General features: G+C 61.6%; 19 protein-coding genes. 6 read left to right on the top strand and 13 right to left on the bottom strand.

Going from position 1 to position 22555, the window contains the following annotated elements; translation table 11 throughout:
* Nucleotides 1-86: 86 nt before the first annotated feature.
* Both rpmF and GM655_RS13115 read right to left on the bottom strand, forming a co-directional pair.
* Entirely contained in the window at nt 87-269 is a 183-nt protein-coding gene (gene rpmF, locus GM655_RS13120) for a 50S ribosomal protein L32 (protein ID WP_008449924.1), read from the bottom strand.
* Between the two features lie 177 nt (nt 270-446).
* Nucleotides 447-947: a YceD family protein gene (locus GM655_RS13115; RefSeq protein WP_155435114.1), complete on the bottom strand. Its 501-nt coding sequence runs from the start codon at nt 945-947 to the stop codon at nt 447-449.
* Nucleotides 948-1075: 128 nt separating this feature from the next.
* Here GM655_RS13115 and GM655_RS13110 point away from each other — a divergent pair, with 128 nt between their 5' ends.
* Together GM655_RS13110 and GM655_RS13105 are read left to right on the top strand one after the other, a co-directional pair.
* On the top strand, nt 1076-1687 hold the full coding sequence (locus GM655_RS13110) for a Maf-like protein (protein WP_155435113.1): 612 nt from the start codon (nt 1076-1078) through the stop codon (nt 1685-1687).
* A gap of 19 nt (nt 1688-1706) precedes the next feature.
* Complete coding sequence (locus GM655_RS13105) at nt 1707-2432, top strand: SAM-dependent methyltransferase (RefSeq protein ID WP_155435112.1); 726 nt, start codon at nt 1707-1709, stop codon at nt 2430-2432.
* Here the strand turns inward: GM655_RS13105 and GM655_RS13100 are convergent, their stop codons facing one another.
* Together GM655_RS13100 and GM655_RS13095 are read right to left on the bottom strand one after the other, a co-directional pair.
* Nucleotides 2433-3701, bottom strand: coding sequence for an EAL and HDOD domain-containing protein (locus GM655_RS13100; RefSeq protein ID WP_155435111.1), 1269 nt, complete (start codon nt 3699-3701; stop codon nt 2433-2435).
* A 98-nt stretch (nt 3702-3799) separates the two neighbouring features.
* On the bottom strand, nt 3800-4981 hold the full coding sequence (locus GM655_RS13095) for a 23S rRNA (adenine(2030)-N(6))-methyltransferase RlmJ (protein ID WP_229632555.1): 1182 nt from the start codon (nt 4979-4981) through the stop codon (nt 3800-3802).
* A gap of 205 nt (nt 4982-5186) precedes the next feature.
* Here GM655_RS13095 and GM655_RS13090 point away from each other — a divergent pair, with 205 nt between their 5' ends.
* Together GM655_RS13090 and GM655_RS13085 are read left to right on the top strand one after the other, a co-directional pair.
* Entirely contained in the window at nt 5187-5444 is a 258-nt protein-coding gene (locus GM655_RS13090; protein ID WP_155435110.1) for a hypothetical protein, read from the top strand.
* Entirely contained in the window at nt 5441-5665 is a 225-nt protein-coding gene (locus tag GM655_RS13085; RefSeq protein WP_155435109.1) for a hypothetical protein, read from the top strand. The genes GM655_RS13090 and GM655_RS13085 overlap by 4 nt, the downstream gene beginning before the upstream one ends.
* A gap of 74 nt (nt 5666-5739) precedes the next feature.
* Here the strand turns inward: GM655_RS13085 and aceA are convergent, their stop codons facing one another.
* The 3 genes from aceA to rraA form a co-directional block, all read right to left on the bottom strand.
* Nucleotides 5740-7035: an isocitrate lyase gene (gene aceA, locus GM655_RS13080; RefSeq protein WP_155435108.1), complete on the bottom strand. Its 1296-nt coding sequence runs from the start codon at nt 7033-7035 to the stop codon at nt 5740-5742.
* Nucleotides 7036-7328: 293 nt separating this feature from the next.
* A complete protein-coding gene (locus tag GM655_RS13075; protein WP_155435107.1) occupies nt 7329-7931 on the bottom strand; it encodes a PEPxxWA-CTERM sorting domain-containing protein in 603 nt (200 codons plus the stop codon).
* A gap of 47 nt (nt 7932-7978) precedes the next feature.
* Complete coding sequence (gene rraA / locus GM655_RS13070) at nt 7979-8476, bottom strand: ribonuclease E activity regulator RraA (RefSeq protein ID WP_155435106.1); 498 nt, start codon at nt 8474-8476, stop codon at nt 7979-7981.
* A gap of 158 nt (nt 8477-8634) precedes the next feature.
* On the opposite strand from rraA, the gene GM655_RS13065 reads away from it, so the two are divergent.
* Nucleotides 8635-9579: a GGDEF domain-containing protein gene (locus GM655_RS13065; RefSeq protein ID WP_155435105.1), complete on the top strand. Its 945-nt coding sequence runs from the start codon at nt 8635-8637 to the stop codon at nt 9577-9579.
* Between the two features lie 35 nt (nt 9580-9614).
* Here GM655_RS13065 and clpB read toward each other — a convergent pair whose 3' ends face one another.
* The 6 genes from clpB to GM655_RS13035 all read right to left on the bottom strand — a co-directional run bounded on the left by clpB (nt 9615) and on the right by GM655_RS13035 (nt 19646).
* Nucleotides 9615-12197 carry an ATP-dependent chaperone ClpB gene (clpB, locus tag GM655_RS13060; RefSeq protein ID WP_155435104.1) on the bottom strand — a complete coding sequence of 861 codons (2583 nt, stop codon included), beginning with the start codon at nt 12195-12197 and terminating at the stop codon, nt 9615-9617.
* 119 nt (nt 12198-12316) lie between these two features.
* The gene (locus GM655_RS13055; RefSeq protein ID WP_155435103.1) at nt 12317-12784 is read right to left on the bottom strand and encodes a molybdenum cofactor biosynthesis protein MoaE; all 468 of its coding nucleotides are present in this window, start codon (nt 12782-12784) and stop codon (nt 12317-12319) included.
* The gene (locus tag GM655_RS13050) at nt 12784-15333 is read right to left on the bottom strand and encodes a DUF349 domain-containing protein (RefSeq protein WP_155435102.1); all 2550 of its coding nucleotides are present in this window, start codon (nt 15331-15333) and stop codon (nt 12784-12786) included. Before GM655_RS13050 ends, GM655_RS13055 begins: the two co-directional genes overlap by 1 nt.
* A 68-nt stretch (nt 15334-15401) precedes the next feature.
* Nucleotides 15402-15974, bottom strand: a complete 573-nt coding sequence (locus tag GM655_RS13045) for a hemerythrin domain-containing protein (RefSeq protein ID WP_196308763.1) — start codon at nt 15972-15974, stop codon at nt 15402-15404.
* A gap of 240 nt (nt 15975-16214) precedes the next feature.
* Nucleotides 16215-18629, bottom strand: a complete 2415-nt coding sequence (locus GM655_RS13040) for a bifunctional acetate--CoA ligase family protein/GNAT family N-acetyltransferase (protein ID WP_155435101.1) — start codon at nt 18627-18629, stop codon at nt 16215-16217.
* Nucleotides 18630-18647: 18 nt separating this feature from the next.
* Nucleotides 18648-19646, bottom strand: coding sequence for a DUF2804 domain-containing protein (locus tag GM655_RS13035; RefSeq protein WP_155435100.1), 999 nt, complete (start codon nt 19644-19646; stop codon nt 18648-18650).
* 212 nt (nt 19647-19858) lie between these two features.
* On the opposite strand from GM655_RS13035, the gene GM655_RS13030 reads away from it, so the two are divergent.
* Nucleotides 19859-22522: a diguanylate cyclase domain-containing protein gene (locus GM655_RS13030; protein WP_155435099.1), complete on the top strand. Its 2664-nt coding sequence runs from the start codon at nt 19859-19861 to the stop codon at nt 22520-22522.
* Nucleotides 22523-22555: the final 33 nt, after the last annotated feature.

Here is a 22555-nt window from a genome sequence, read left to right as displayed (position 1 = left end):
GATTGCAGCCGATGATAAAGAAAAAGCGATGCTGCGCGCCTTATACACGTAGCACCGCCTATTTCAGAGTCCAGCAAAAGCGTCGATTACTCGTCGTTTTTGGTTTTCAGGACTTTACGACCACGGTAGAAGCCGTTAGGGCTGATGTGGTGACGCAGGTGGGTTTCACCGGTGGTTGGCTCGATACCCAGTTGTGGAGCAACCAGGAAATCGTGCGAACGGTGCATACCGCGCTTCGATGGGGACTTCTTGTTCTGTTGAACTGCCATGTTAATGACTCCTAATACTAAGTTCTAAAATTTTAACACATTCGACCAGCAAATACATGCGAATCGAGTATCCTACCAGCAAAATTACTTGCAGGCATTAGTGTATTGCTTTACTACGGTTCACTGCTAACTTGCCATACTCGATTACTACACGCGTTTGACACGTTCTTTACAACACTACTTATTCGGGGTCAGGCCCTTGAGGGCTTCGAAAGGCGACAATTTCGCGCTTTTTGCCTTGTCCAGCAGAGCGGTATCGGGGCAGACTTCGTGTTTCGGCGTATGCGGCAGGGCCAGCAACGCTTCGTCTTCCACCATATCCATCAGCTCCATGCTGCGGCTACCGACGATCACATCGATCGTCTCGTCATTAATCATTTCTTCGATTTCGTCGGCCTGCTCGTCATCTTTACCGAGCATTAACAGCGTAGCCGAATCGATGGTGTGCGCGTAAGGCGTCAAACAGCGCTGGCAAACCAGTTGCACGGTACCGGCAACGGACAGCGTCATCTGCGGGAAGCCCATCTTGCTGGTACTTCCTACGGCACTCCAGGTAATCGTGCCGGACGGGTCCGCACATTCCTTGGCCAAACGGGTCATTTCGGCAACAGGCGTTACGCCTTGCTGGCTGCCGTTGCTCCGACAAAAATCAAAGGCGTCGATCACAATAGCATTCATTACAGAAAATTTCCCCGGAAAACCTGCGATAATAGCAGGGTTTTCAGTCGTTCGTCAAAGGATATGCGTAATTCTCCCTGATTTCAGGCGCTTACGCTACCGGCGACAGAGCATATAACATTCCCCTCATGACCACAAGTTTACCCTGCACCCCTGCACTGCCGCGCCTGATACTGGCTTCCAGTTCGGCCTACCGCAAGGAATTATTGTCGCGCCTGCGACTGCCGTTCGAAGTGGCCGTTCCCGATATTGATGAAACCCCGCTGGCCGGCGAAGGTCCCGCTGATACCGCATTAAGGCTGGCACGCGAGAAAGCTGCCGCCGTGGCTGCCCGCCTGCCCGGCTGTCTGGTAATCGGTTCTGATCAGGTCGCCACGCTCGATGGCGCCCAGATCGGCAAACCGGGCGACCATGCGCGCGCTTTGGCACAATTACAACAGATGCGCGGCCGCACCGTGGTATTCCATACGGCCTTGTGCCTGTGGGATGGCCGCGACGGCAGCCATCAACTGGACGAAGTACGCGCCCATGTCAGCTTCCGCGACCTGCCCGATGCCGAGCTCGATGCCTATCTGCGCATAGAACAGCCGTATGACTGCGCCGGCAGCGCCAAAAATGAAGGGCTGGGCATCGCCATCCTCGAACGTATCGAGAGCGACGACCCTACTGCCCTCACGGGCCTGCCGCTGATCGCCCTGACTGGCATGCTGCGCAAAGCTGGCCTGCCGTTTTTTAAATAATGCACCACAACAATCTACTATGACCGGCACCCTCTTTCTCATCCCTAACACGCTGGGCGATACGGAAACCCTCGCTTCCGTCCTGCCAGAACAGGTGCAGCAGCTGACCTCGCAGCTCGACTACTTTGTGGCCGAAAACGCCAAGACCGCGCGCGCCTTCCTGAAACTGGTGCATGCACGCCACCCGCTGGCCAAGCCGCTGCAGGAAATCCGCATCGCCGAACTGAATGTGAATACGCCGGCCAGCGCACTGGCCGGCCTGCTGCAGCCCTTGCTGGCGGGGCAGGATGGCGGGCTGGTGTCGGAAGCGGGCGTGCCGGCCGTGGCCGACCCCGGCGCCGATCTGGTCCGGTTGGCGCACCAGCATGGCATCCCCGTGCGTCCGCTGGTAGGCCCATCGTCGCTGCTACTGGCCGTGATGGCTAGCGGTCTGAACGGCCAGAGCTTTGCCTTCAACGGCTATCTGCCCACGGATGCGGCCCAACGCGCCAGCCGCATCAAGGAACTGGAACAGCGTTCGCGCAAGGAAAAACAGACCCAGCTCTTCATCGAGACGCCCTACCGCAACGGCGCCATGCTGGAAGCCCTGAGCGCCGCGTGCGCGCCCGGCACGCTGATCTGCGTGGCCACCGATCTGAGCCTGCCTAGCGAATCCATCCGCACCATGACGGCCGCCAAATGGAAAAGCGCACCCGCGCCGGACTTCCACAAAAAGCCTACCGTGTTCCTGCTGCTGGGTCAGTAATCAGATGCCGCGCGCGTAATCGTTGACCCATTCGATGGCGGCTAGCTGGATCGCATACAGCGCCGCCGGGCTCAACTGCAGGGCATGCAGGCGCTGCGCCAGATGTTGGCCATTGCCGCCCTGCTCGATCTGCTCGATCAGGCTCAGCATTCCGCCATAGTCGCCCGCACGGTATAGCAAAGCCGTGCGGACTTCCTCCAGCACCTGCACGCTGTCCAGCACTTCATTCATGTGCATGGAAAACAGCGTATCCATCAGCGACATCACCCCCACCGTGAAGCCGATATCGGCATTCACGCGCTGGCCCGGACGCAGATGCTCCATCATCAGTTCCAGCGTCTTGCCACGTGTGGTCGCCAGCTGCAGCAAGGGCGACGTGAACTCCTGCGCCGCACCGTTTTTCACATACAGCAGGATCTGCAGCCAGCGCCTGAACTGGCGCCGCCCGAGCACCATCAGCGCATGGCCGACCGAATTGACGCGGCAGCGCGCGCCCACGGCCGGCGTATTAACCAGCCGCAGCAGATTGAGCGTAATCAGGGCATCATGTTTGACGCTGCGCTCGATATCGGCGCTGGGCGCGTCATTGCTGATCAAGTCCAGCAGATGCAGCACGCTGCGCTGGGACGGTGAAATCTTCTTGCCGCTGAGGATCATGGGGCGGGCAAAGTAATAGCCCTGAAAATATTCGAAGCCGAGGTCCATGCATTGCTGGAACTCATCCATGGTTTCGACTTTTTCCGCCAGCAGCTTCTGGCGCGTATTCTTGAACTGGCGTGCGAGCGCGGGCAGTTGTTCCAACCCCATCTGGTGGATATCGATCTTGATCACATCGCACAAGGGCTGTAACTGGCGCACATCGTCAGTCTGGCTGATCACGTCGTCGAGCGCGAAGCGGAAACCCGAGCGTTTCAGTTCATGGATGCGATTCAGCAATTCCGGCGTGGCTTTGACAGTTTCGAGGATTTCGAGGATGACCTTGTCCGGCGGCAGAAAGCGGATGAAGTCGCTCATCAGGCCGGCCGCATCGACATTCACAAAGGCCATCTGCTCGCCCACCACCTGCCCCAGGCCCAGTTCGGAAGCATGGGCGATCACGGTCGCCGTGGCAGCGGTATCGTCGGTCACTTGCGCATCGTTGCGCATGCGACCGTCGCGGAACAGCAATTCATAAGCCACCAGCCGCTGCCCCCGGTTAAGGATGGGCTGACGTGCGAGAAAGAAATTATCGAACGGTCTGGCCTCTGGCGGCGACGGCGCTAACATCATGGGTCCACCCCATCTGGTAATCAGCCTGCTGAGAACAACCCGGTGCGACCGGGTTGCTGCTGATTATCAGACTATACCCATCATGTCTCGTTGACAACTTATTTCTGGCGATTAACAGGTCGGCGTGGCCCCGTAGTGCGCCCAGCCGTTGCGCCTTCGCTACGGGGTGCTACCGGCGTAGGCCGGCGCGCCTTGGCTGCCAGCCCCTCGCGGCCAGCGCCGGGCCGGGTGTCGCCAGCGCCGGCACGCACGCCAGCACCACGTGGTCCCTGTCCGGCCGGGGCACGTGGGCCCTGAGCTGCTGCCGAGCGCGGCCCGGCTGTGCCAGCCGAGCGCGGCGCCTGACCAGCCGCATTGCGCGGCGAAGCCGTACCGCCATTGCCACGCACGGGCGTGGGCGTACCCGATTCCAGCGTAAAGCGCGCGCCGCTATCGACCCCGAGCGCCTTGACCAGATATGGCATCACCTGCTTGAGCATGGGTTCCAGCGTGTACGGCGGATTGAGGATGAACATGCCGCTGCTGTGCAGGCCGAAACCATCAGGCGTCGGCTCGCGCGTGGTCAGCACCACATTCAGCCACTCGCTGCACTGCAATTGCTTGAGCTTGTCGGCGAACTGGCGCGATTCCATGCGCTGCAGCAGCGGATACCAGACGGCATAGGTGCCGCTAGGGAAACGCGTGAGCGCTTCGGCCAGCGCATCCTTGACCTTTTTGTAGTCCTGCTTGTCTTCGTAAGGCGGATCGATCAGCACCAGCGCGCGGCGCGACGGCGGCGGCAGCAGCGCCTTGAGCGACTGGAAACCATCGCTGCGCGTCACCATCACGCGCTTGCCACGCACGGTAGGACGGATGCCCTGTTCGGCCGCATGCTCTTCGAGTTTGCGGAAGTTATCGGCCAGCAGCTTGGCATCGGCCGGATGCAGCTCGAACAGACGCAGTCGGTCTTGCTCGCGCGCCACCTGCTCGGCAATATAAGGCGAGCCGGGGTAGTAACGCATCTTGCCGCTGGGGTTCATGGCGCGGATCAGGTCCACGTATTCCTTCAACTGGGGCGGCATATCGTCGCGCTCCCACAGCGGGCCTATGCCGGTATCGTATTCGGCATTCTTGGATGCAAACGTACCGTCCAGCGCATACACCCCGGCGCCCGAATGGGTGTCGATATAGGTGTAGGCCGTATCTTTCTGGTTCAGATACTGCAGCAGCTGGATGGTGATGAAGTGCTTGAGCACATCGGCGTGATTACCCGCGTGAAAGGCGTGACGGTAACTAAACATAGGAGGGACTTTCTTAAGCGATTCGGGCGCAAGCTTGCGCAAACAAGCCGCATTATCGCCCAGAACGGCCGCACCGCCAAAAACGGCCTGGCTTGCGGGCGATATGGCGGCCCATATCGAATGCGTCAAACTATGCCACCCGAGCCTGCCTAAGATGGAACTGCCGCGCCGCACCCGCGCGCGACGCTTACCATCGGAGGAGATTATGGCTTTCAATAATGTAGGCCCGCTGACCTTTCTGGCGCCCGGTCAGACGGCGTTCTGGAACTATAGCTATCCCAGCGATCACGGCACCCAGTTTGCCTCGGCTGATGTGAAAGCGCCCAACCAGGGCGCGATCCACATGGCCGACCAGCAAAGCAAGCGCAAGGAAAACAATGGCAACGCCACCTACTTTGTGCAGATCCACAACAAGGGCATAGGCGGCGCTTTCCACAACCTGCAAGGCGGAGGCATGTCATGAAAATGACCATCATCACTGACGACCAGGACAACATCCTCGCAGCCGTACAGGGCCATTCGCTGACCGACCGTCAGGGTCAGATCGAAGCCACCGTGTCGTTCGCGCCGGGCCACCGCACCCACATGCTGGAAGTGGACGATGATCTGGCCACCATCGACGACCTCGACAGTTTTCAGGAACGCCTGAAACAGCACCTGTGCCAGCATCTGGGCAAGCCCTGATGCGCTAGCGCCGGAGCCGCCGCGACTGTCTGCGTGGCGGCTCCGCTTTGCACGCTAGCGCCAACTCCTTACGCTCAGGCTACCTTGGGCTCGAAGAACTGTTCGTCTTCCGTCGAACCATGCAGCGCCGTGGTGGACGACAGCCCGCTCTGGATGCACTGGGTCACTTCATCGAAATAGCCGGTGCCCACTTCGCGCTGGTGCTTGACGGCCGTGAAGCCCCGCTCGGCCGCGGCAAATTCCGCCTCCTGCAATTCCACGAAGGCCGTCATGTGGCGGCGCGCATAGCCGTGGGCCAGATGGAACATGCTGTAGTTGAGCGCATGGAAGCCGGCCAGCGTGATGAACTGGAATTTATAGCCCATGGCAGCCAGCTCGCGCTGGAAGCGGGCGATGGTGGCATCGTCCAGATTCTTTTTCCAGTTAAACGAAGGCGAGCAGTTATACGCCAGCATCTTGCCGGGGAAGCGCGCATGCACGGCTTCGGCAAAGCGCTTGGCATAGGCCAGATCGGGCCGGCCCGTCTCGCACCACACCAGATCGGCATACGGCGCATAGGCCAGCGCCCGCGCCACGGCCTGATCCAGCCCCTTGCGCACCTTGAAGTAGCCTTCCACCGTACGCTCGCCCGTGCAGAACGGCTTGTCATTGTCATCGATATCCGACATCAGCAGATCCGCCCCTTCCGCATCCGTGCGGGCGATCAGCAGCGTGCTGGTGCCCATCACATCGGCTGCCAGACGTGCTGCCGTCAGCTTCTCGATGGCTTCGCGCGTCGATACCAGCACCTTGCCGCCCATGTGGCCGCACTTCTTGGCCGAGGCTAGCTGGTCTTCAAAATGCACGCCAGCCGCACCCGCCTCTATCATGGCTTTCATGAGTTCGAATGCATTCAGCACGCCGCCGAAACCTGCTTCCGCATCGGCCACGATGGGGGCAAAATAATCGATCTCGTCGCGCCCTTCCGACCACTGGATCTGGTCGGCCCGCTGCAGCGTGTTGTTGATGCGCTTGACGGCCATGGGCACGGAATTGACGGGATACAGCGACTGGTCGGGATACATTTCGCCAGCCTGATTGGCATCGCCCGCCACCTGCCAGCCAGACAGATAGATGGCTTTCAGCCCCGCTTTCACCTGCTGCAACGCCTGATTGCCTGTCAGCGCACCCAGCGCATTCACGTGGGCTTCCTGGTTCAGCAACTGCCACAGCTTGTCGGCACCGCGCTGGGCCAGCGTATGGCTGATGGGCAGCGAGCCGCGCAAACGCACCACGTCGGCAGCGCTATAGGTACGCCGCACGCCAGCCCAGCGCGGGTTGCACTCCCAATCCTGCTGAAGCTCGGCAATTTGCTGTTCACGAGTGGCCATGATGTTCTTCTCCTGCAAAAATTAAAATCCGCTGACTCCATGATAGACGTTTTGTGCCGCGCACAATCAGTCTTATATAAGACACATGATCAGTTTTAAATAATTACAAATCAGTGACTTAGGCAATATTTTTCAGGATGCGGAAAGTAATTTCTCAAAATGGAAGAAATGCCGCGGCCGTTGGCGCGGCGCATGCCGTAATGTGAAACGAAGATTTCGCCAGGTGAAAAAAACACCCCGGATACACTAGGTATGCGGGGTGTCTGCGTTTGCCGGTAATTACCGGCGCTGGCCTACTGGCGCCGGCGCCGTGCGGCGATGCCGAGCAAGCCCAGCCCGCCCAGCAGCATGGCATAGGTGGAAGGTTCCGGCACGGCCAACACCGTGAAACCGGTGGCACCAATGTAGGCGCCTGACATCTCGAAATAGCTGATGCTGGCCGTGCTTTCACGGAAGCCGTAAAACACGCCCTGATTCACGCTATCATCCGGCAGATTGATCTGCAGCACCCGCGATTCGATCAACTGGTGGCTGGCATCATAGGCCGCGATAGTGGCATTGCCGTAATTGCGGCCATAGTTGAACAAAGCGCCTACCGCCATGACCGGCTTATCAAACACCAGTCGCATCGTGCTGAAGTCATCATTCGGCGAAGCCAGCGCCATGCCCTTCCACTGGCCGTTGAGGTTGAAGCCAAACATATCGGTATAGCCGAACACCGAACGCTCGCCATCACTACTCCATACCACGCCATTCGCCAGCGTCTGGGGAGCAATGCCAAACCCGCCATTGGCGGCCATGGGCAGCACCGTACCGTCGGACAAGGACGACACCACGCCAGCCTGGGCCGACAGCGCAGCCCCCGCACAGGCGACCGCAATCAGAAGTTTTTTCATGGCAATTCCTGTCGATCAACTTTGTTTGCTATTTTACATCGACAAGCTTAGCACGCTAGCGCCTGCTGCGCTACTAAAACTCCGTCCGCATCCGCATAAATCCACGCGCCCGGACGCACTGCCACGCTCTGGATCGTCACCTGCACCTGGCGCTCGCCCTCGCCTTTTTTGCTGCTCTTGCGCGGGTGGGCCGCCAGCGCGCGTACGCCTATCTGGCAGGCATTGATTTCGTCCGTATCACGAATGCAGCCATCCACCACGATCCCTGCCCAGCCGTTGTTTTGCGCTAACAGTCCCAACTGGCCGCCCACCAGCGCGCGGCGCAGGCTGGCTCCGCCATCGATCACCAGCACCTGCCCCTGCCCCGGCGTTTCCAGCACAGCCCGCACCAGCGCATTGTCTTCATGCACACGCAAGGTGTAGGCCGGGCCGGCGAAGCTGCGCAACTGGCCATACGACTGGAATACAGGCGGCAAGACCGCCAGCCGGCCGTCTTCAAGCAGCTCGGCGTGGTCATCGCATAAATCGGTGGTGGCAAATTTCATTATCTGTCCTGATCGGGTAGGGAAAAGAGCGTTAATTCTATGCCTTGGACCAAAAAGCGCACAGACTAAGTGTGGCAAATTGTGAATTTCTTCATAATATCTTCTGTCCAGTACAGAAATACGTTACATTAAATCTTTCCCTAACCCAGAGCGCGTGTATGGCTGACGTGTCCCTGTTTTCCCACGATCAAATCATCGGTCTGTTGGCGGCGCTGCCGGATCCGGCTTTCATCTTTACCCGTAGCGGCCGCTACGCGGCTCTGTTCGGCGGTGCCGACAACCGCTACTACCATGACGGCAGCTCGCTGGTGGGCAAGACCATCGCCGACGTGCTCAGCGACGAACGGGCCAGCTGGTTTATCCAGCAGATCGCCATCGCGCTCGATCAGCCCGGCATGCATGTGGTGGAATACCCGCTCAGCGGACGCGATGTGCGGGGGCTGGACAGCGCAGGGCCGCCCGATGTGATCTGGTTCGAAGGACGGGTGCGGGCACTCGGTTATCAGGTGCAGGGCGAAGATGCGGTGCTGTGGATCGCCAGCAATATCACGGCCAGCAAACGGCTGGAAAAGCAGTTGCGCATGTTCAGTGAAACGGATGCGCTGACGGGGCTGGCCAACCGCCGCAAGCTGATGCAGATGCTGAACGACCATTACGAAATGCACGCGCGCTACAGCACACCCAGCGCCGTGCTGATCTTCGACATCGATGAATTCAAGGGCATCAATGACCGCTACGGTCACCTGTGCGGCGACCACGCCTTGCAGACCACGGCCGAAGTCTGCCGCGCCGAGCTACGCAGCACGGACTTCCCGGCCCGTTTGGGCGGCGATGAATTCGTCGTGCTGATGCCGCATACCACGCGCGAACTGGCCCAGCCCATCGCCGAACGCCTGCGCCTGCGCGTGGCGGAAGAATTGCGCCAGTTGCAGTCGCTCGGCGACGGCGCCACCATCAGCGGCGGCCTGAGCGAAATGCTGCCCGGCGATCACTCGTTCGAAGATGTGCTCAAACGCGCCGATGTAGCGCTCTACAATGCAAAACGGCAGGGACGCAATCGCATCGCCTGCCATTTCCCCGTCAGCCTGGACACTGAACTTTAAACCGCCCTGCGGCGCGCCGCAGCGCGCCGTCAGACTCAGTTAAAACTCAGTTCGCCATTGCTCACGTCCACGCGGATGGTGTCTTTGGGGCCGAAGCGGCCTTGCAGGATCAGCTTGGACAGCGGATTTTCGATCTGCTGCTGAATCGCCCGTTTCAGCGGCCGCGCCCCGTACACAGGATCGTAACCGGCTTCGGCGATTTTCTGCAGCGCCTGATCCGTCACCGTCAGCGTCATGTCCATGCGTGCGAGACGCTGTTCGAGTATCGCCAGCTGGATCTTGGCGATCGCGCCGATGTTTTTCTCATCGAGGCCATGGAATACCACGATTTCATCGATACGGTTGATGAACTCGGGACGGAAGTGGGCGCGCACCTCGGCCATCACGGCCAGCTTCATCACGGCCGGATCAGCATCCTCCATTGCCTGCATCTTGTGCGAGCCCAGATTCGACGTCATGATGATCACGGTGTTCTTGAAGTCCACCGTGCGGCCCTGCCCGTCCGTCATACGACCATCGTCAAGCGCCTGCAGCAGCACATTGAACACGTCGGGGTGGGCTTTTTCCACCTCGTCGAGCAGGATCACGCTGTAAGGCTTGCGCCGCACGGCTTCGGTCAGATAGCCGCCTTCGTCGTAGCCCACGTAGCCGGGCGGCGCGCCGATCAGACGGGCCACCGAATGCTTCTCCATGAATTCGCTCATGTCGATGCGGATCAGCGCATCTTCCGTATCGAACAGGAAGCCGGCCAGCGCCTTGGTCAGCTCGGTTTTGCCCACGCCCGTAGGGCCAAGGAACATGAAGGAGCCATACGGACGGTTAGGATCGGCCAGACCCGCGCGCGAGCGGCGGATCGCATCGGCCACGGCAGCTATCGCTTCATCCTGCCCCACCACGCGCTCATGCAGCTTGGCTTCGATGTGCAGCAGCTTGTCACGCTCGCCCTGCATCATGCGCGAGACGGGAATGCCGGTGGCACGCGACACCACTTCGGCGATTTCCTCGGCGCCCACTTCGGTGCGCAGCAGCTTGGGCTGGCTGGCGTCGGTCTTGCTGGCTGAAGCCGCTTCGGCCTGCTTGAGCTGGGCTTCCAATTCCGGCAGACGGCCATACTGCAGCTCCGACACACGCTGCCAGTTGCTGTCGCGCGTGGCCTGCTCCATCTGCAGCTTGATGCGGTCGATTTCTTCCTTGATATGGGTACTGCCCTGCACCACCGACTTCTCGGCCTTGAGGATTTCCTCGTAGTCGTTCAGCTCGCGCTGCAGACGGCTGATCTCTTCCTCTATCAGTTCCAGCCGGCGACGCGAACCTTCGTCCTTCTCCTTCTTCACGGCTTCCTTCTCGATCTTCAGCTGGATCAGACGGCGTTCCAGCTTGTCCATCACTTCCGGCTTGGAGTCGATCTCGATCTTGATTTTGGATGCCGCTTCGTCGATCAGGTCGATCGCCTTATCGGGCAGGAAGCGGTCCGTGATATAGCGGTGCGACAGTTCCGCAGCAGCGATGATGGCCGCATCGGAAATCGCTACCTTGTGGTGCAGCTCGTACTTGTCCTGCAGCCCGCGCAGGATCGCAATGGTGGCTTCCACCGAAGGTTCATCCACCAGTATCTTCTGGAAGCGGCGCTCCAGCGCAGCATCTTTCTCGATGTATTTGCGGTATTCGTCCAGCGTGGTGGCGCCCACGCAATGCAGCTCGCCACGGGCCAGCGCAGGCTTGAGCATATTGCCCGCATCCATGGAGCCTTCGGCCTTGCCGGCACCGACCATGGTGTGCATCTCGTCGATGAAGACGATGGTCTGGCCTTCATCCATGGCCAGTTCTTTGAGCACGGCTTTCAGGCGCTCTTCGAACTCGCCGCGGAATTTGGCACCGGCCACCAGCGCCGCCATGTCGAGCGACAGCACGCGCTTGCCCTTGAGCGAATCGGGTACTTCATTATTGACGATACGCTGGGCCAGCCCTTCCACGATGGCGGTCTTGCCCACGCCCGGTTCGCCGATCAGTACGGGGTTGTTCTTGGAGCGGCGCTGCAGCACCTGGATGGCGCGGCGGATTTCATCGTCACGGCCAATCACGGGATCGAGCTTGCCCGCGCGGGCCCGTTCGGTCAGATCCAGCGTGTATTTTTTCAGCGCTTCGCGCTGGCCTTCGGCATCCTGATTATCCACTTTGGCACCGCCGCGCACGGCGGCGATGGCCGCTTCCAGCGCCTTGCGGCTCAGGCCATTTTCGCGCGCCAACTTGCCCGCATCGGATTTATCGTCGGTCAGCGCCAGCAGCACCATCTCGCTCGAGATGAACTGGTCATTGCGCTTCTGCGCTTCCTTGTCCGACAGATTGAGTACGGCGATCAGCTCGCGGCTGGCCTGCACATCGCCATTCGTGCCCGAGACTTTGGGCAGACGTTCGAGCGCGCTGCCCAGCGCCTTGGTCAGGCCGCCTACATTCACGCCGGCACGCTGCAGCAAGGAACGCGCACTGCCGTCGTCCTGATTCAGCAGCGCCGTCAGCAGGTGTACGGGTTCGATATATTGGTTGTCATTACCCACCGCCAGACTTTGCGAGTCCGACAGGGCTTCCTGTAACTTGGTCGTGAGTTTGTCCTGACGCATGGTGGTGCTCCCATCAATTTAACTTATCGCCCAAATAGGGTTGATCAATTACATTTCAAGGATTCACCGATTTATTTCATACTTCCATGAGCTAGATCAAGTCTGCTCATTTCGACAACTTATTTCGACCACTTTTCTAAAGCGACATCATCACTGACGCGCGCATCCACCCAGCGTCCGCCATCGGGCGTCTGTTCCTTCTTCCAGAACGGCGCTTCCGTCTTGAGGAAGTCGATGATGAATTCGCAAGCAGCAAAGGCTTCGCCCCGGTGCGCCGAGGTGACGGCCACCAGTACGATCTGCTCCATCGGTTTGAGCGGCCCTACCCGGTGGATCACCAGCGCGCCGAAGATATCCCAACGCCCCCGAGCCTGTTCAATGATGTTCTGGATGGACTGCTCCGTCATGCCCGGATAGTGTTCCAGCTCCATCTCGGCCACGCTGGCGCCTTCGTTCAGGTCACGCACCGTGCCGACAAAGCTGACGATGGCGCCTACCCCGGGCTGGGCAGCGCGCAGCAGCGCCACTTCCGTGCTCAGATCGAAATCCTGCTGCTGCACGCGCACACTGTAGCTACCGGCCGCCATCAGCGCTCTCCCCCGCCGATGCGGCGGAACAGCGCTTCGATGCGGCTCACCGTGCGGTCATCGGCCAGCGCCGGCATGGCGCATAGCTGCAAATAGGCGGCTGTGGCACTTTGCGGCTTCTGCCCTGATTTCAGCGACGATTGCAACACTTCCACCTGCATTTTCAGGCGTTCGCGGGCAAACTCGGCACCACTGTCCACGCCAGCGACGATTTCCAGTCGCAGCACTTCAGCGAGCAGGCGCTCACGGTTGGCTTCCAGTTGCGCCAGATAACTAGCCGCATCGCTGCCCAGCAGCGCCAGCGCTGCGTTGTAGCGACCGCCCAACGCCTTTTCGTACTCCCCGCCCAGCTTGGGGATGGCCATCCAGCGTGCCTGCCATTCTTCGGCCGTGGCTGCGCCATTCGCGGCGCTGCCCTGCGCGAGCTGACCTTCCAGCGCCTGGCACAGGCGCAGCTTGTCGCGCAAGGCATGGGCTTGCGCTGCGCCGCTGCGGCGCCGGATCGCATCGGCCTGTGCCTGCACGTGCGCCTGTGCAGCCTGATAACGCTGGCTGATACGGGCTTCGGCAGCACGCGGCACCGTGCCCGCATGCTGCCATGCGCTGGCCGTTTCGCGCAGCAGTGCCGCTATCGCTGCCAACTGGGCCTTGTCGTCGCCACTGAACGTGGCCGTTTCCAGCTGCGCGCACAGCGCTTCGCGCGCATGCAGATGGGCTTTGCGTTCGTGGTCGGCCGCATGCGCCACTTCCTTGCGCTTGCTGTACACAGCATCGCAAGCCGTGCGGAAACGCTGCCATAGCGCCTGCTCCGCCTTGCGTTCCAGCGGCAGCGCCTTGGCCTGTTCCTGCCAGCGCTCCTGCAGGCGCTTGAGCAGGTCGAGTGCATGGCGCTCGGTCGGTTGCAACTGCTCGGCTTCCTGGATCAGTTGTTCGCGCCGCGTCACTTCGATCTTGCGCTGCTGGGTCAGCGGTGCCAGCATCTGGCCCAACGCCTTGTCGAAAGCCTGTTCCAGCTTGCGCTTTTCCTTGCGCTCCATGGCACCGAGCCGGCTCCACATCTGGCGCAGGCGCTGGCCTGCTGCCGCCACGTTCTTCAGATCGACGCCTTCGGCCGCTGCCTGCGCCATCGCGCGGGTCTCTTCAATCAGCGCTTGCGCCTTGGCCGCATTGGCGTGGCGCTCGTCGGCCAGTTGTTTGAAATGGGCCGCAGCCGGCGCATAGGCCGTGGTGCAAGCGCGGTCGAAGCGCTCCCACAGGCTTCGCGGCGCATGGCCGGAAACAGCATCGAGCGCCTTCCAGCGTTCGCGCATGCTGCCCACTTTCTTGGCCAGTTCGCTCATCGCCAGTCCCAGTGCGGGCAGCTCTTCCACCACCTTTACCAGTTCCTCGCGCGAGACATTGCCACTCCAGCGCGCCCAGTCGCTCAGGCGTTTGAGTTCGGCGCGCAGGTGGTTCAAGCGTTCCGTTACGGCCGGTGCCAGCTTGGCCTTGTGCTCCTTGAGCCATTTATCATGTTCGGCGGCTGCGTGCAGCAAGCCCTGTTCGAGCGCCTGTTCCAGCGCATCGAGCGTGCTCAAAAATTGCGGATCGGGTGCAGCCGCTTTGGCTGGGCGGCCCGCTGGCGCAGCACTGGCAGCGGCAGCGCTGGCAGATACAGCGGCGGCCGTCGCCGCGGCGGCCGTAGTCGCCGCGTCGCTTGCGCCAGTAGCATAGGCAACACCGGCAGCACCAGGACCAGCAGTACCGCTGGCCGCTGCGCTTTCCGTTGCGGCGGCAACGGCCACCGGCTGCGCCACTGCAGCGGCAGCGCTGGCGGCTACCTTCGCCTGTCCTGCGGCCAGCGCTGCACGCGTCTGACTCAGGGCGGCGGCAAAATCCATCAGCAAATGCTTGGGCAGAGTGGCATGCTCGGCGTCCTGCTGGCAGCGCTCGAACTGCGCAGCAAACTGTTCCAGCGCAGCTTGCGCGGCGGCCTTGTCGTCCATGCTGGTAGGCAGCTGGCGCAAGGCTGCCAGCGCATCGATCATCTGGCGCTGTAGCTGCACCTGCGCCTGCAGGCGCGCATCGAGCGCCATGCGCTGGCTGGCAAAGCTGATGGCCTGTGCGGCATCGGCCGTGGTAATGCTCCACTGCCGGTCCAGCTCGGCCACCTGATTCGGCGTGAGTTTTTCATCGGCCAGCATGCGTGCGGCCAGTTCCAGACAGGCCGCCGCCTTGCGCTGCTCAGCCTCGTGATAGCGGATCGCGTCGAGCCGGCTCTGCATCAGCTTGGCGACACGCCGGTCAGTATTGCGCATGGCCTGCAGCACCTGCTCCAGCAGCGGCAGGCTACGCACATGTTCGGCGGCCTGCAGGCGCACGCCGGCAAACTCGCTCTGCAGGATTAGCGCCACGGCGGCCGCTTCATCACCGGCCAGCGCGGCCGCTTGCTGGGTCTGTTGTTCGCGTCGTTCGGCCGAAGCGGCAGCGGCCGTGCTGGCCGCAGTCTCCGTCGCGGCAGGTGCTACGCCAGCATTTTCGCCGTTGCGCTTGAAGATGAATTCGAACATGGTGCGCTATGAGATATCTAAAACCACCATCATAGCAGCGCAGAGAAAATTTGCCTGTTACAGAGCGCTTATTTTGGCGCTGGCACTTCCCGCCCGGCCCGTGCGCGCACATGCGGCATGGTACTGATGGTGTCATCCTGAACCAGATTCATATCGATCATCGGCAATACCTGCAAGCGCGGCATGTTGATGGCTGCAGCATCAGGCAGCGCTGCCGGCGGCGCGCTGCGCTTGAGTTCTTCTACCCGCTTGTCATGCAGCATCAATTGATTCGCAATGGAAAACCAGGCATCACCGGCGATGCTGTTGCGCGCGAGCGCAAACAGTTCGTGCTCTTCTTTTTCCAGCTTTTGCAGCATGGCCGTGCAAAACGTTTCAATGTTATCGCTGATGCGCTGCACCTGGCCTTCGCCCGCATCGGCCAGCGCTTCGGCCTGTTCCTGCAAAGCACGGACAGCGGCCAGGGCCGACTGGTTGAGACGGTTCAGTTCATCAAGCAACTGGTCGGCCCGCTCGGTGGCAGCGCGCAGCGCAGGAATCAGATAGCGTTCCGTCTTGCGCCACTGGCAAGCCTGATACAGGGTGCTCAGGCTGTTGCAGGCATATTCAAGCTGGGCCAGCGTCACGCTATTCTGCTGCATCAGAGTCGTGCGCACATATTGCTGAAAAGCCAACAGATTAAGACGAACACTTGCTTGTTCGACTGAAAGAGCGACCAGGGCATATGTGGCGGTTAACATTCTGACTCCCAAAGCTATGGTATGACCAGACCGGATGGCTGGCAAAAGCGGAAGTAAAAGTGTAAATAAAGCCGACAACCACGCTTTGACTTAAAACAAGACGGCGCGCTTCCCCAATATAGCGCAAACAGGGGATGAACGCTATCGTAATGGCAATTGTAAGCGCACCAGTCCCGTTTCCGGATGCGGCAGCACGCTGCCACCAAAATGCCGAACCAGCTTTTGCACGCCAAGGTTCTCGGCCAGCGCATCGCCCACGATCTGCGCCGTGCCATGACTACGGAAATAATCCACCAGTTTCTGGAACAGGATGTAGCCCAGCCCATGCCCTTTCAGGTCGGAGCGGATGATGATGGCAAATTCGGCCGCCTGATTATCGGCATCGGCGATGGCCCGGACCACACCCAGCGTTTCCGGCTCGCCGTTGGCGCCCGTGCGCGTGGCGATAAAAGCCATCGCGCGGTCGTAATCGATCTGGGTCAGGCGCGCCAACTGGCCCGGCGGCAGTTCACGCATGGCCGTGAAAAAGCGTAGCCGCACATCGTCGGGATCGAGCGCCGCGAAAAATACCTGATGCTGGGGCGCGTCCTCGGGGCGGATGGGGCGCAGCAATATCCGCCCGCCACCCCACTCGAGTTCCTGCTCGAGTTCCTGCGGATAGGGCCGGATCGCCATGGCCCGGTGGCTGCGTGCTGGCCCCAGCGCCAGCGTCGCACCCAGCGCCACCACGCTGCCACCCAGTACCAGCAGCGGATTCAGGTCCAGCGCCGCCAGTTGCGGCAGATCGGCCACCATATCGGCCACCTGCACCAGCGTGCGGCACAGCGCATCCGCATCGGCCGCCGTTTGCGCCTGCTGCAGCAGACGGGCCACGCGGGTGCGGCTGACCATGTCGCGCGCCAGCACCATATTCAGCGGCGGCAGGCCGGCAGTACGGTCGCCCGCCACTTCGGCCGCCAGCCCGCCCTGGCCGAAATACAGCACGGGGCCGAACACGGCGTCGGTACTGATTTCAATCCGCGCGGCCGCCAGCGTGGTGCTGGCTAGCGCGGCCTGCTGCGGCGTGGCCAGCGCAATGCCGTAGGCCGCCAGCAAACTGCGCAGATCGGCGTCCGTCAGGCTGTTGTGGCCACTGGCCTGCGCTGCCGCCACCAGTGCCTGCGCCGCAGCCCGTTCCGGCGCCGACGTGGCCGGCAACTGGGCCGGGACTTCCATCAGCAAATCCTGATTGCGCCGGTACTGGGCTATCTGCAGGAAGCCGTGTACGGCTTTTTCCGGCGTGTCGTAGGTCGGCAGACCCGCTTCGGCAAACACTTGCCGCGCCGCCGCCACGGCGCTGCCGCCCAGCCAGCAGCTCAGCACATTCTTGTTGGCGCCGCGCAGCAGCGGCGCGATCGCCGTGGCGATCTGCTGGCTATCCACCATGGCCGTGGGCGCGTGCAGGAATAGCAGCGCATCGGCATTGGTTTCGTGCAGCAGCGCTTCCACGGCCGCCTGATAATGGGCCACCGGCACATCGGCCAGCAAGGCCACGGGGTTGGTGGGCTGGGCGCAGGTACGCTTGAGCAGCAGCTGCGATTCGGCCGACAGCGGCGCCAGTTGAGCGCCGCCGGCCGCCAGCGCGTCCGCCGCGATCAGGCCCAGACCCACGCCATTACTCAGCACGGCCAGCCGTTCGCCACGCTGGGGACGCTGGCGCGCCAGCGTTTCCACCGCATCAAACAGGTCTTCGATGGAATTCACGCGCAGCATGCCGGCACGGCGTATCGCCGCATCGAACACCAGATCGGCACCGGGCTCGGCGTCGCGCCCCACTTTCAGCACGATCACCGGCTTGCCGCGCGCCGCCAGCCGGCCGGCCGACATGAATTTGCGCGCACAGCAGACCTGCTCTATGCACAGCAAGATGGCTTCGGTGGCGCTATCGGCCGCCAGATAATCGAGCAGGTCGCCAAAATCCACATCGGCCGTCTCGCCCATGGTGAGGAAGCGGGAAAAACCGATGCCGTGCAGGCCGGCCCAGTCCAACATGGCCGTGCCCAGCGCACCCGATTGCGCCACGAAAGCCAGCTTGCCGGGGGTGGCGGGAATGTGGGTGAAGCTGGCATTCAGGCCCAGCGCCGGCGTCTGCAGGCCCACGCTGCCCGGCCCCAGTATGCGCACCTGATGCCGTTTGGCCGCCGCCAGCATGGCTTGCTGCAGATTGCGTCCGCCGCTCTGAATCTGTTCCAGTCCCGCCGTCATGACGATGGCGGCGCGGGTGCCACGCGCCCCCAGTTCGGCAATCAGATTGGGGATGGTGGCGGGCGGCGTACACAGTATCGCCAGCTCCGGTGCAGCCGGCAGAGCGGCCACGCGGGCATAGCACGGCAAGCCCTGCAGACTCTGGTGGCGCGGGTTGAGCGGCCAGATGGCGCGCCCGCTACCACCCTGCGCCGCGTGGGCTTGCAGCAAATTGGCCAGCACGCGCGTGCCGATGCGGTGCGGCTTGTCGGACGCGCCGATCACTGCCACCGAACGGGGCTGAAACATACGATCGAGATATTTGATGCTCATAATGCCCGCACTCCCGCGCTACCAGCGCGAAGCATGATCTTCCGTCACCCCGGCCAATTGCTGCACGGTGCGCCGTGGCTGGTCGGCTGCGCTGCGCACCCAGCCGCTGAAGGTGCCGATAGGCTGGACATAGCGGCTGGCCGCCACCAGCAGGTTCTTGTCGCCGCGCCGCTCCCCTTCCGGCGTGAAGCTCAGCTCCAGCAAGCCATCATCGGTACTGATCTGCCACGGCGCGCGGCTATCGTTGCGGTCATACTCGAAACGGGCCGCACCGAGCGGGTACAGCTTGCCATCGAGCCAGAGCGCATTTTCCTGCGCGCCGAAATAGCCAGCCTGCAGATTGAAGCCCATGGCCAGATCATGCGCCGAGGCCCAGCGCCAGGCCGTGTTGCGCGCCAATAGGCCATTGGAATAATCAAAGCTGGCGATGCCGCCATCGAGTGCCAGCGTGCGCGCGCCCACCCGCAACTGCCCCTGCAGCGGCATGCCACCCGACTTCTGCGTGGCATGCACAGCGCCATCCGCCACCGGCCCTGCGGCCAGCAGCAGCGGCGCAGCGGCCGGGCCGAAGCTGGCATCGATGGCAAATTCGCCACAACGCAGCGCCAGACTACTGACGCCGTAATCCGCCGTATTGATGTGGATCTGTTTGCCCAGCATGCGGAACTGGCTCACGCCAGTTGGCCGGTGCGGCAGGCTGGCCGTGCAGCCGGGCAGGCCATCCTGCGAAAATTCGGCCAGCATGCGACCGCTGTGGCGCTCAAAAGCATAGGCAAATGCGGTATTGGTCCAGCCCACATCCACGATGGCCACGGCGCAGAACACCTGCTCCGTGTACAGCGCCACATAGTGCCAGCGCTTGTGGTGGAAGCGTCGCCACAGCCGGCTGCGCGCATACGGCGGTGCCAGCTCGCGCCAGTCGATGGCGCCGGTCTGGCCGGCAAACCGGCCGAAAATCGGCTGGCCATCGGTGCCGGGCAGGCGTGGCGGTGCGGCGGACAGTGTGGTTTGCTTCATGCGGCCAGTTCCTCTGGGTGTTTACGGCAATAGCAGCCGGTGCCGCGGCGGCTAGCGACGCGACGGTTCAGCAGCTATTCTAATAAGAAAATCAATATTGCCTGTGTGCGCAGCACGGTTTTTTTTACATTTGCAGCCACAAACGAGACATTTCCATGCAGAATTAGATCGATGGCATTCTGCTGCAAATTAGTGGACAATATTGCCCCTCAATGAATAATCCTGCCAAACCAACGTCCCGCAGCGTTTTACGCCGGCTGTATCGCGCGATACTGCTGCCGGCGTTCGCGCTCGCATTGCTGGGCGTGATGTGGGCCGCCGTGCTGTATCAGGTGCGGCAGGAGCGGGTTTCAGCCCATTACGAGGCGGTGCTGCACAGCCAGTCGCTGGCCCGTACTCTGGCCGAACACACCAACCATCTGCTGCGCCAGACCGACCATGCTACCCAGCTGTTCAAACTCAAGTTTGAAGAATCGAACGGCAGCCTGCGGCTGGCCGAATTCAGCAAATCGAACGGCCTGCTCGATTCGCTGCTGCCGTCCAAACTCGACCTGCCACTGGCGCTGGTGGCGGCCGACGGCACGCTGATCGATAGCCGCTCCGGCTATTTCGCGCCCCATTTAGGCCAGCAACCGTTCTTTTTACACCACGCCCAGAACAGCTCGGACACGCCGCTGATTACCACGCCCGTGGTTGAATCCCGCACCAAGAAATGGCAGATCCAGATCTCGCGCCGGCTCAATCAGCGCGACGGCAGCTTCGCCGGGGTGATCGTGATGATGATAGACCCGGCCACCTTTGTGGAAGACTACGACCGCCTGAATCTGGACCCGGGCGGCAGCGTGATGCTGATCAGCCGTGAAAACGGCATCGCCACGGCGCGCGTGGACGAACAGTTGATCATCAGTGACGCCATCGATTTCACTGCCGTGCAAAGCGGCGGCCGCGTGGGCACGCTCGATGAGCTGCTGCTGGCGCGTCCGTTCGACGCGGTGGAGCGTATCTACGGCTATGCCGAAATGCCGCGCTACCTGCTGCTGGCGGTAGCCGGCAATCCGCTCAAGACGGAGATGGCCGGTTTCGAACTGCGCCGCCAGCGTTATCTGATTGCCGTCAGTCTGGCCTCCCTGATGGTGCTGGTATTTCTCGGTCTGCTGATGCAACAGGCACGCCGGCTGCGCCGCAGCGCTCTGATGGTCAGCGAAGCGCAGGAAATGCTGCGCGCCGCAGCCGATGCCAGCATGGACTGCGTCTACCTGCTCAAGGCCTGCCGCCTGCGCAGCGCCGATAACGCCATTGCCGACTTTACGCTGGTGGGCCTGAACGACCGCGGCGCCGCCCTGCTGGGCATGACGTCCGAACAGGCCCGTGGCAAGCGTCTGCAGGAACTGATGCCGGACCTGCACACCCACGGCTTCTTCGACAAGTACAAAAACGTGCTGCTGACGGGCCATCCGCTGGATGAAGAATTCGAAGTCGACTTCCTGCCCAGCGGCGAACATTACTGGTTCCACCACCAGATCGTGCCCATCAACGAAGGCGTGGCCGTCACCACACGCGATATCACACCGCGCAAGAAGAGCGAGCTGGCGATCCGCAAGAGTCAGGCCGAACTGGCTGCCGTCAATGACGTTTCGCCGCTAGGCCTGCTGCGCGCCGACGCCCAAGGCCAGTGCACCTATGTCAACCGCACTTTCGAATTCGTCACCGGCCTGATGCGCTCGGAAGCACTGGGCGAAAACTGGCTGCGCGCGATCCACCCGGGTGACCGCGCCAACCTGAAAGCGGCGCTCAAGCAGATGGCCGTCACCCGCCTGCCCTATCAGGATACGCTGCGCTGCGTCCATCCCGATGGCACCATCGTGTGGGTAATGTTCAAGATCGCCGCCATGATCGTCGACAAGCAGATCTACGGCTACGTCGGCACCGTCGACGATATTACCCACGTGCGTAAATCCGTCATGGCCCTGCGCGAAAGCGAAGCGCGGCTGCGCACCATCGCCGACAGCCTGCCGGCCATGGTGGCCTATATCGATAGCGAAGAAGTATTCCGCTTCCATAACATCGCCTACGAGCGTGAATTCAACCGTTTCGGCACCAGTGTGCTGGGCAAGAGCGTGGTGGAGACGGTGGGCGAAGCACGCTACAGCTATTTGTCGCCCTACATCAAGCGCGCGCTGGCCGGCGAGACCCTGACGTTTGAAGAGGAAGACAATAGCGATACCACCTTGCGCACCTACGAGGTGGTCTACATTCCGCAGATCGATGAAGATGGCAGCACAGTGATAGGCTTCCACGTCATGCGTCAGGACATCACTGCGCAGAAGCGCGAAAAACAGCGCCTGCTGCGGCTGACCCAGATCGACACCCTGACCGGGCTGACCAACCGTGCCGGCTTCCTGCAGAAGCTCAGCGACAGCATGCATGCGAGTGCCGAAAACCACCAGCTGATGGCAGTGATGTATATGGATATCGACCGTTTCAAACCGGTCAACGATACCTATGGCCACAGCGTGGGCGACGCGCTGCTGCGCGCCTTCTCGACCCGCCTGACGCATACCATGCGCGCCAGCGACACCATCGCCCGCCTCGGTGGCGACGAATTCACCATCATCATGGATCCCGTCAACCGCGCCGAAGACGCCATGGCGCTGGCCGCCAAAATCGTCACGGCCATGCAGGCACCGTTCGATCTGGACGGCACCATGGTCTCGATTTCGGCCAGTATCGGCCTGACTTTCTACCGCAACGAAGACATTACACCGGCCGAGCTGCTGCATCAGGCCGACCTGCTGCTGTATCAGGCCAAACAGAATGGCCGCAACACCTATCGGGCCGGGCCACCCCATGCGACTGCCGGTGACTACGCCGCCTGAAGCCTGCAACAGCCGCCGCGGCCGCTGCTGTAA

The organism is Pseudoduganella danionis (genome assembly GCF_009720775.1).
GTDB classification, from domain to species: Bacteria; Pseudomonadota; Gammaproteobacteria; order Burkholderiales; family Burkholderiaceae_D; genus Rugamonas; species Rugamonas danionis.
The sequence above is the reverse complement of the archived record's forward strand: the minus strand, read 5'-3'. Positions and strand labels throughout refer to the sequence as shown.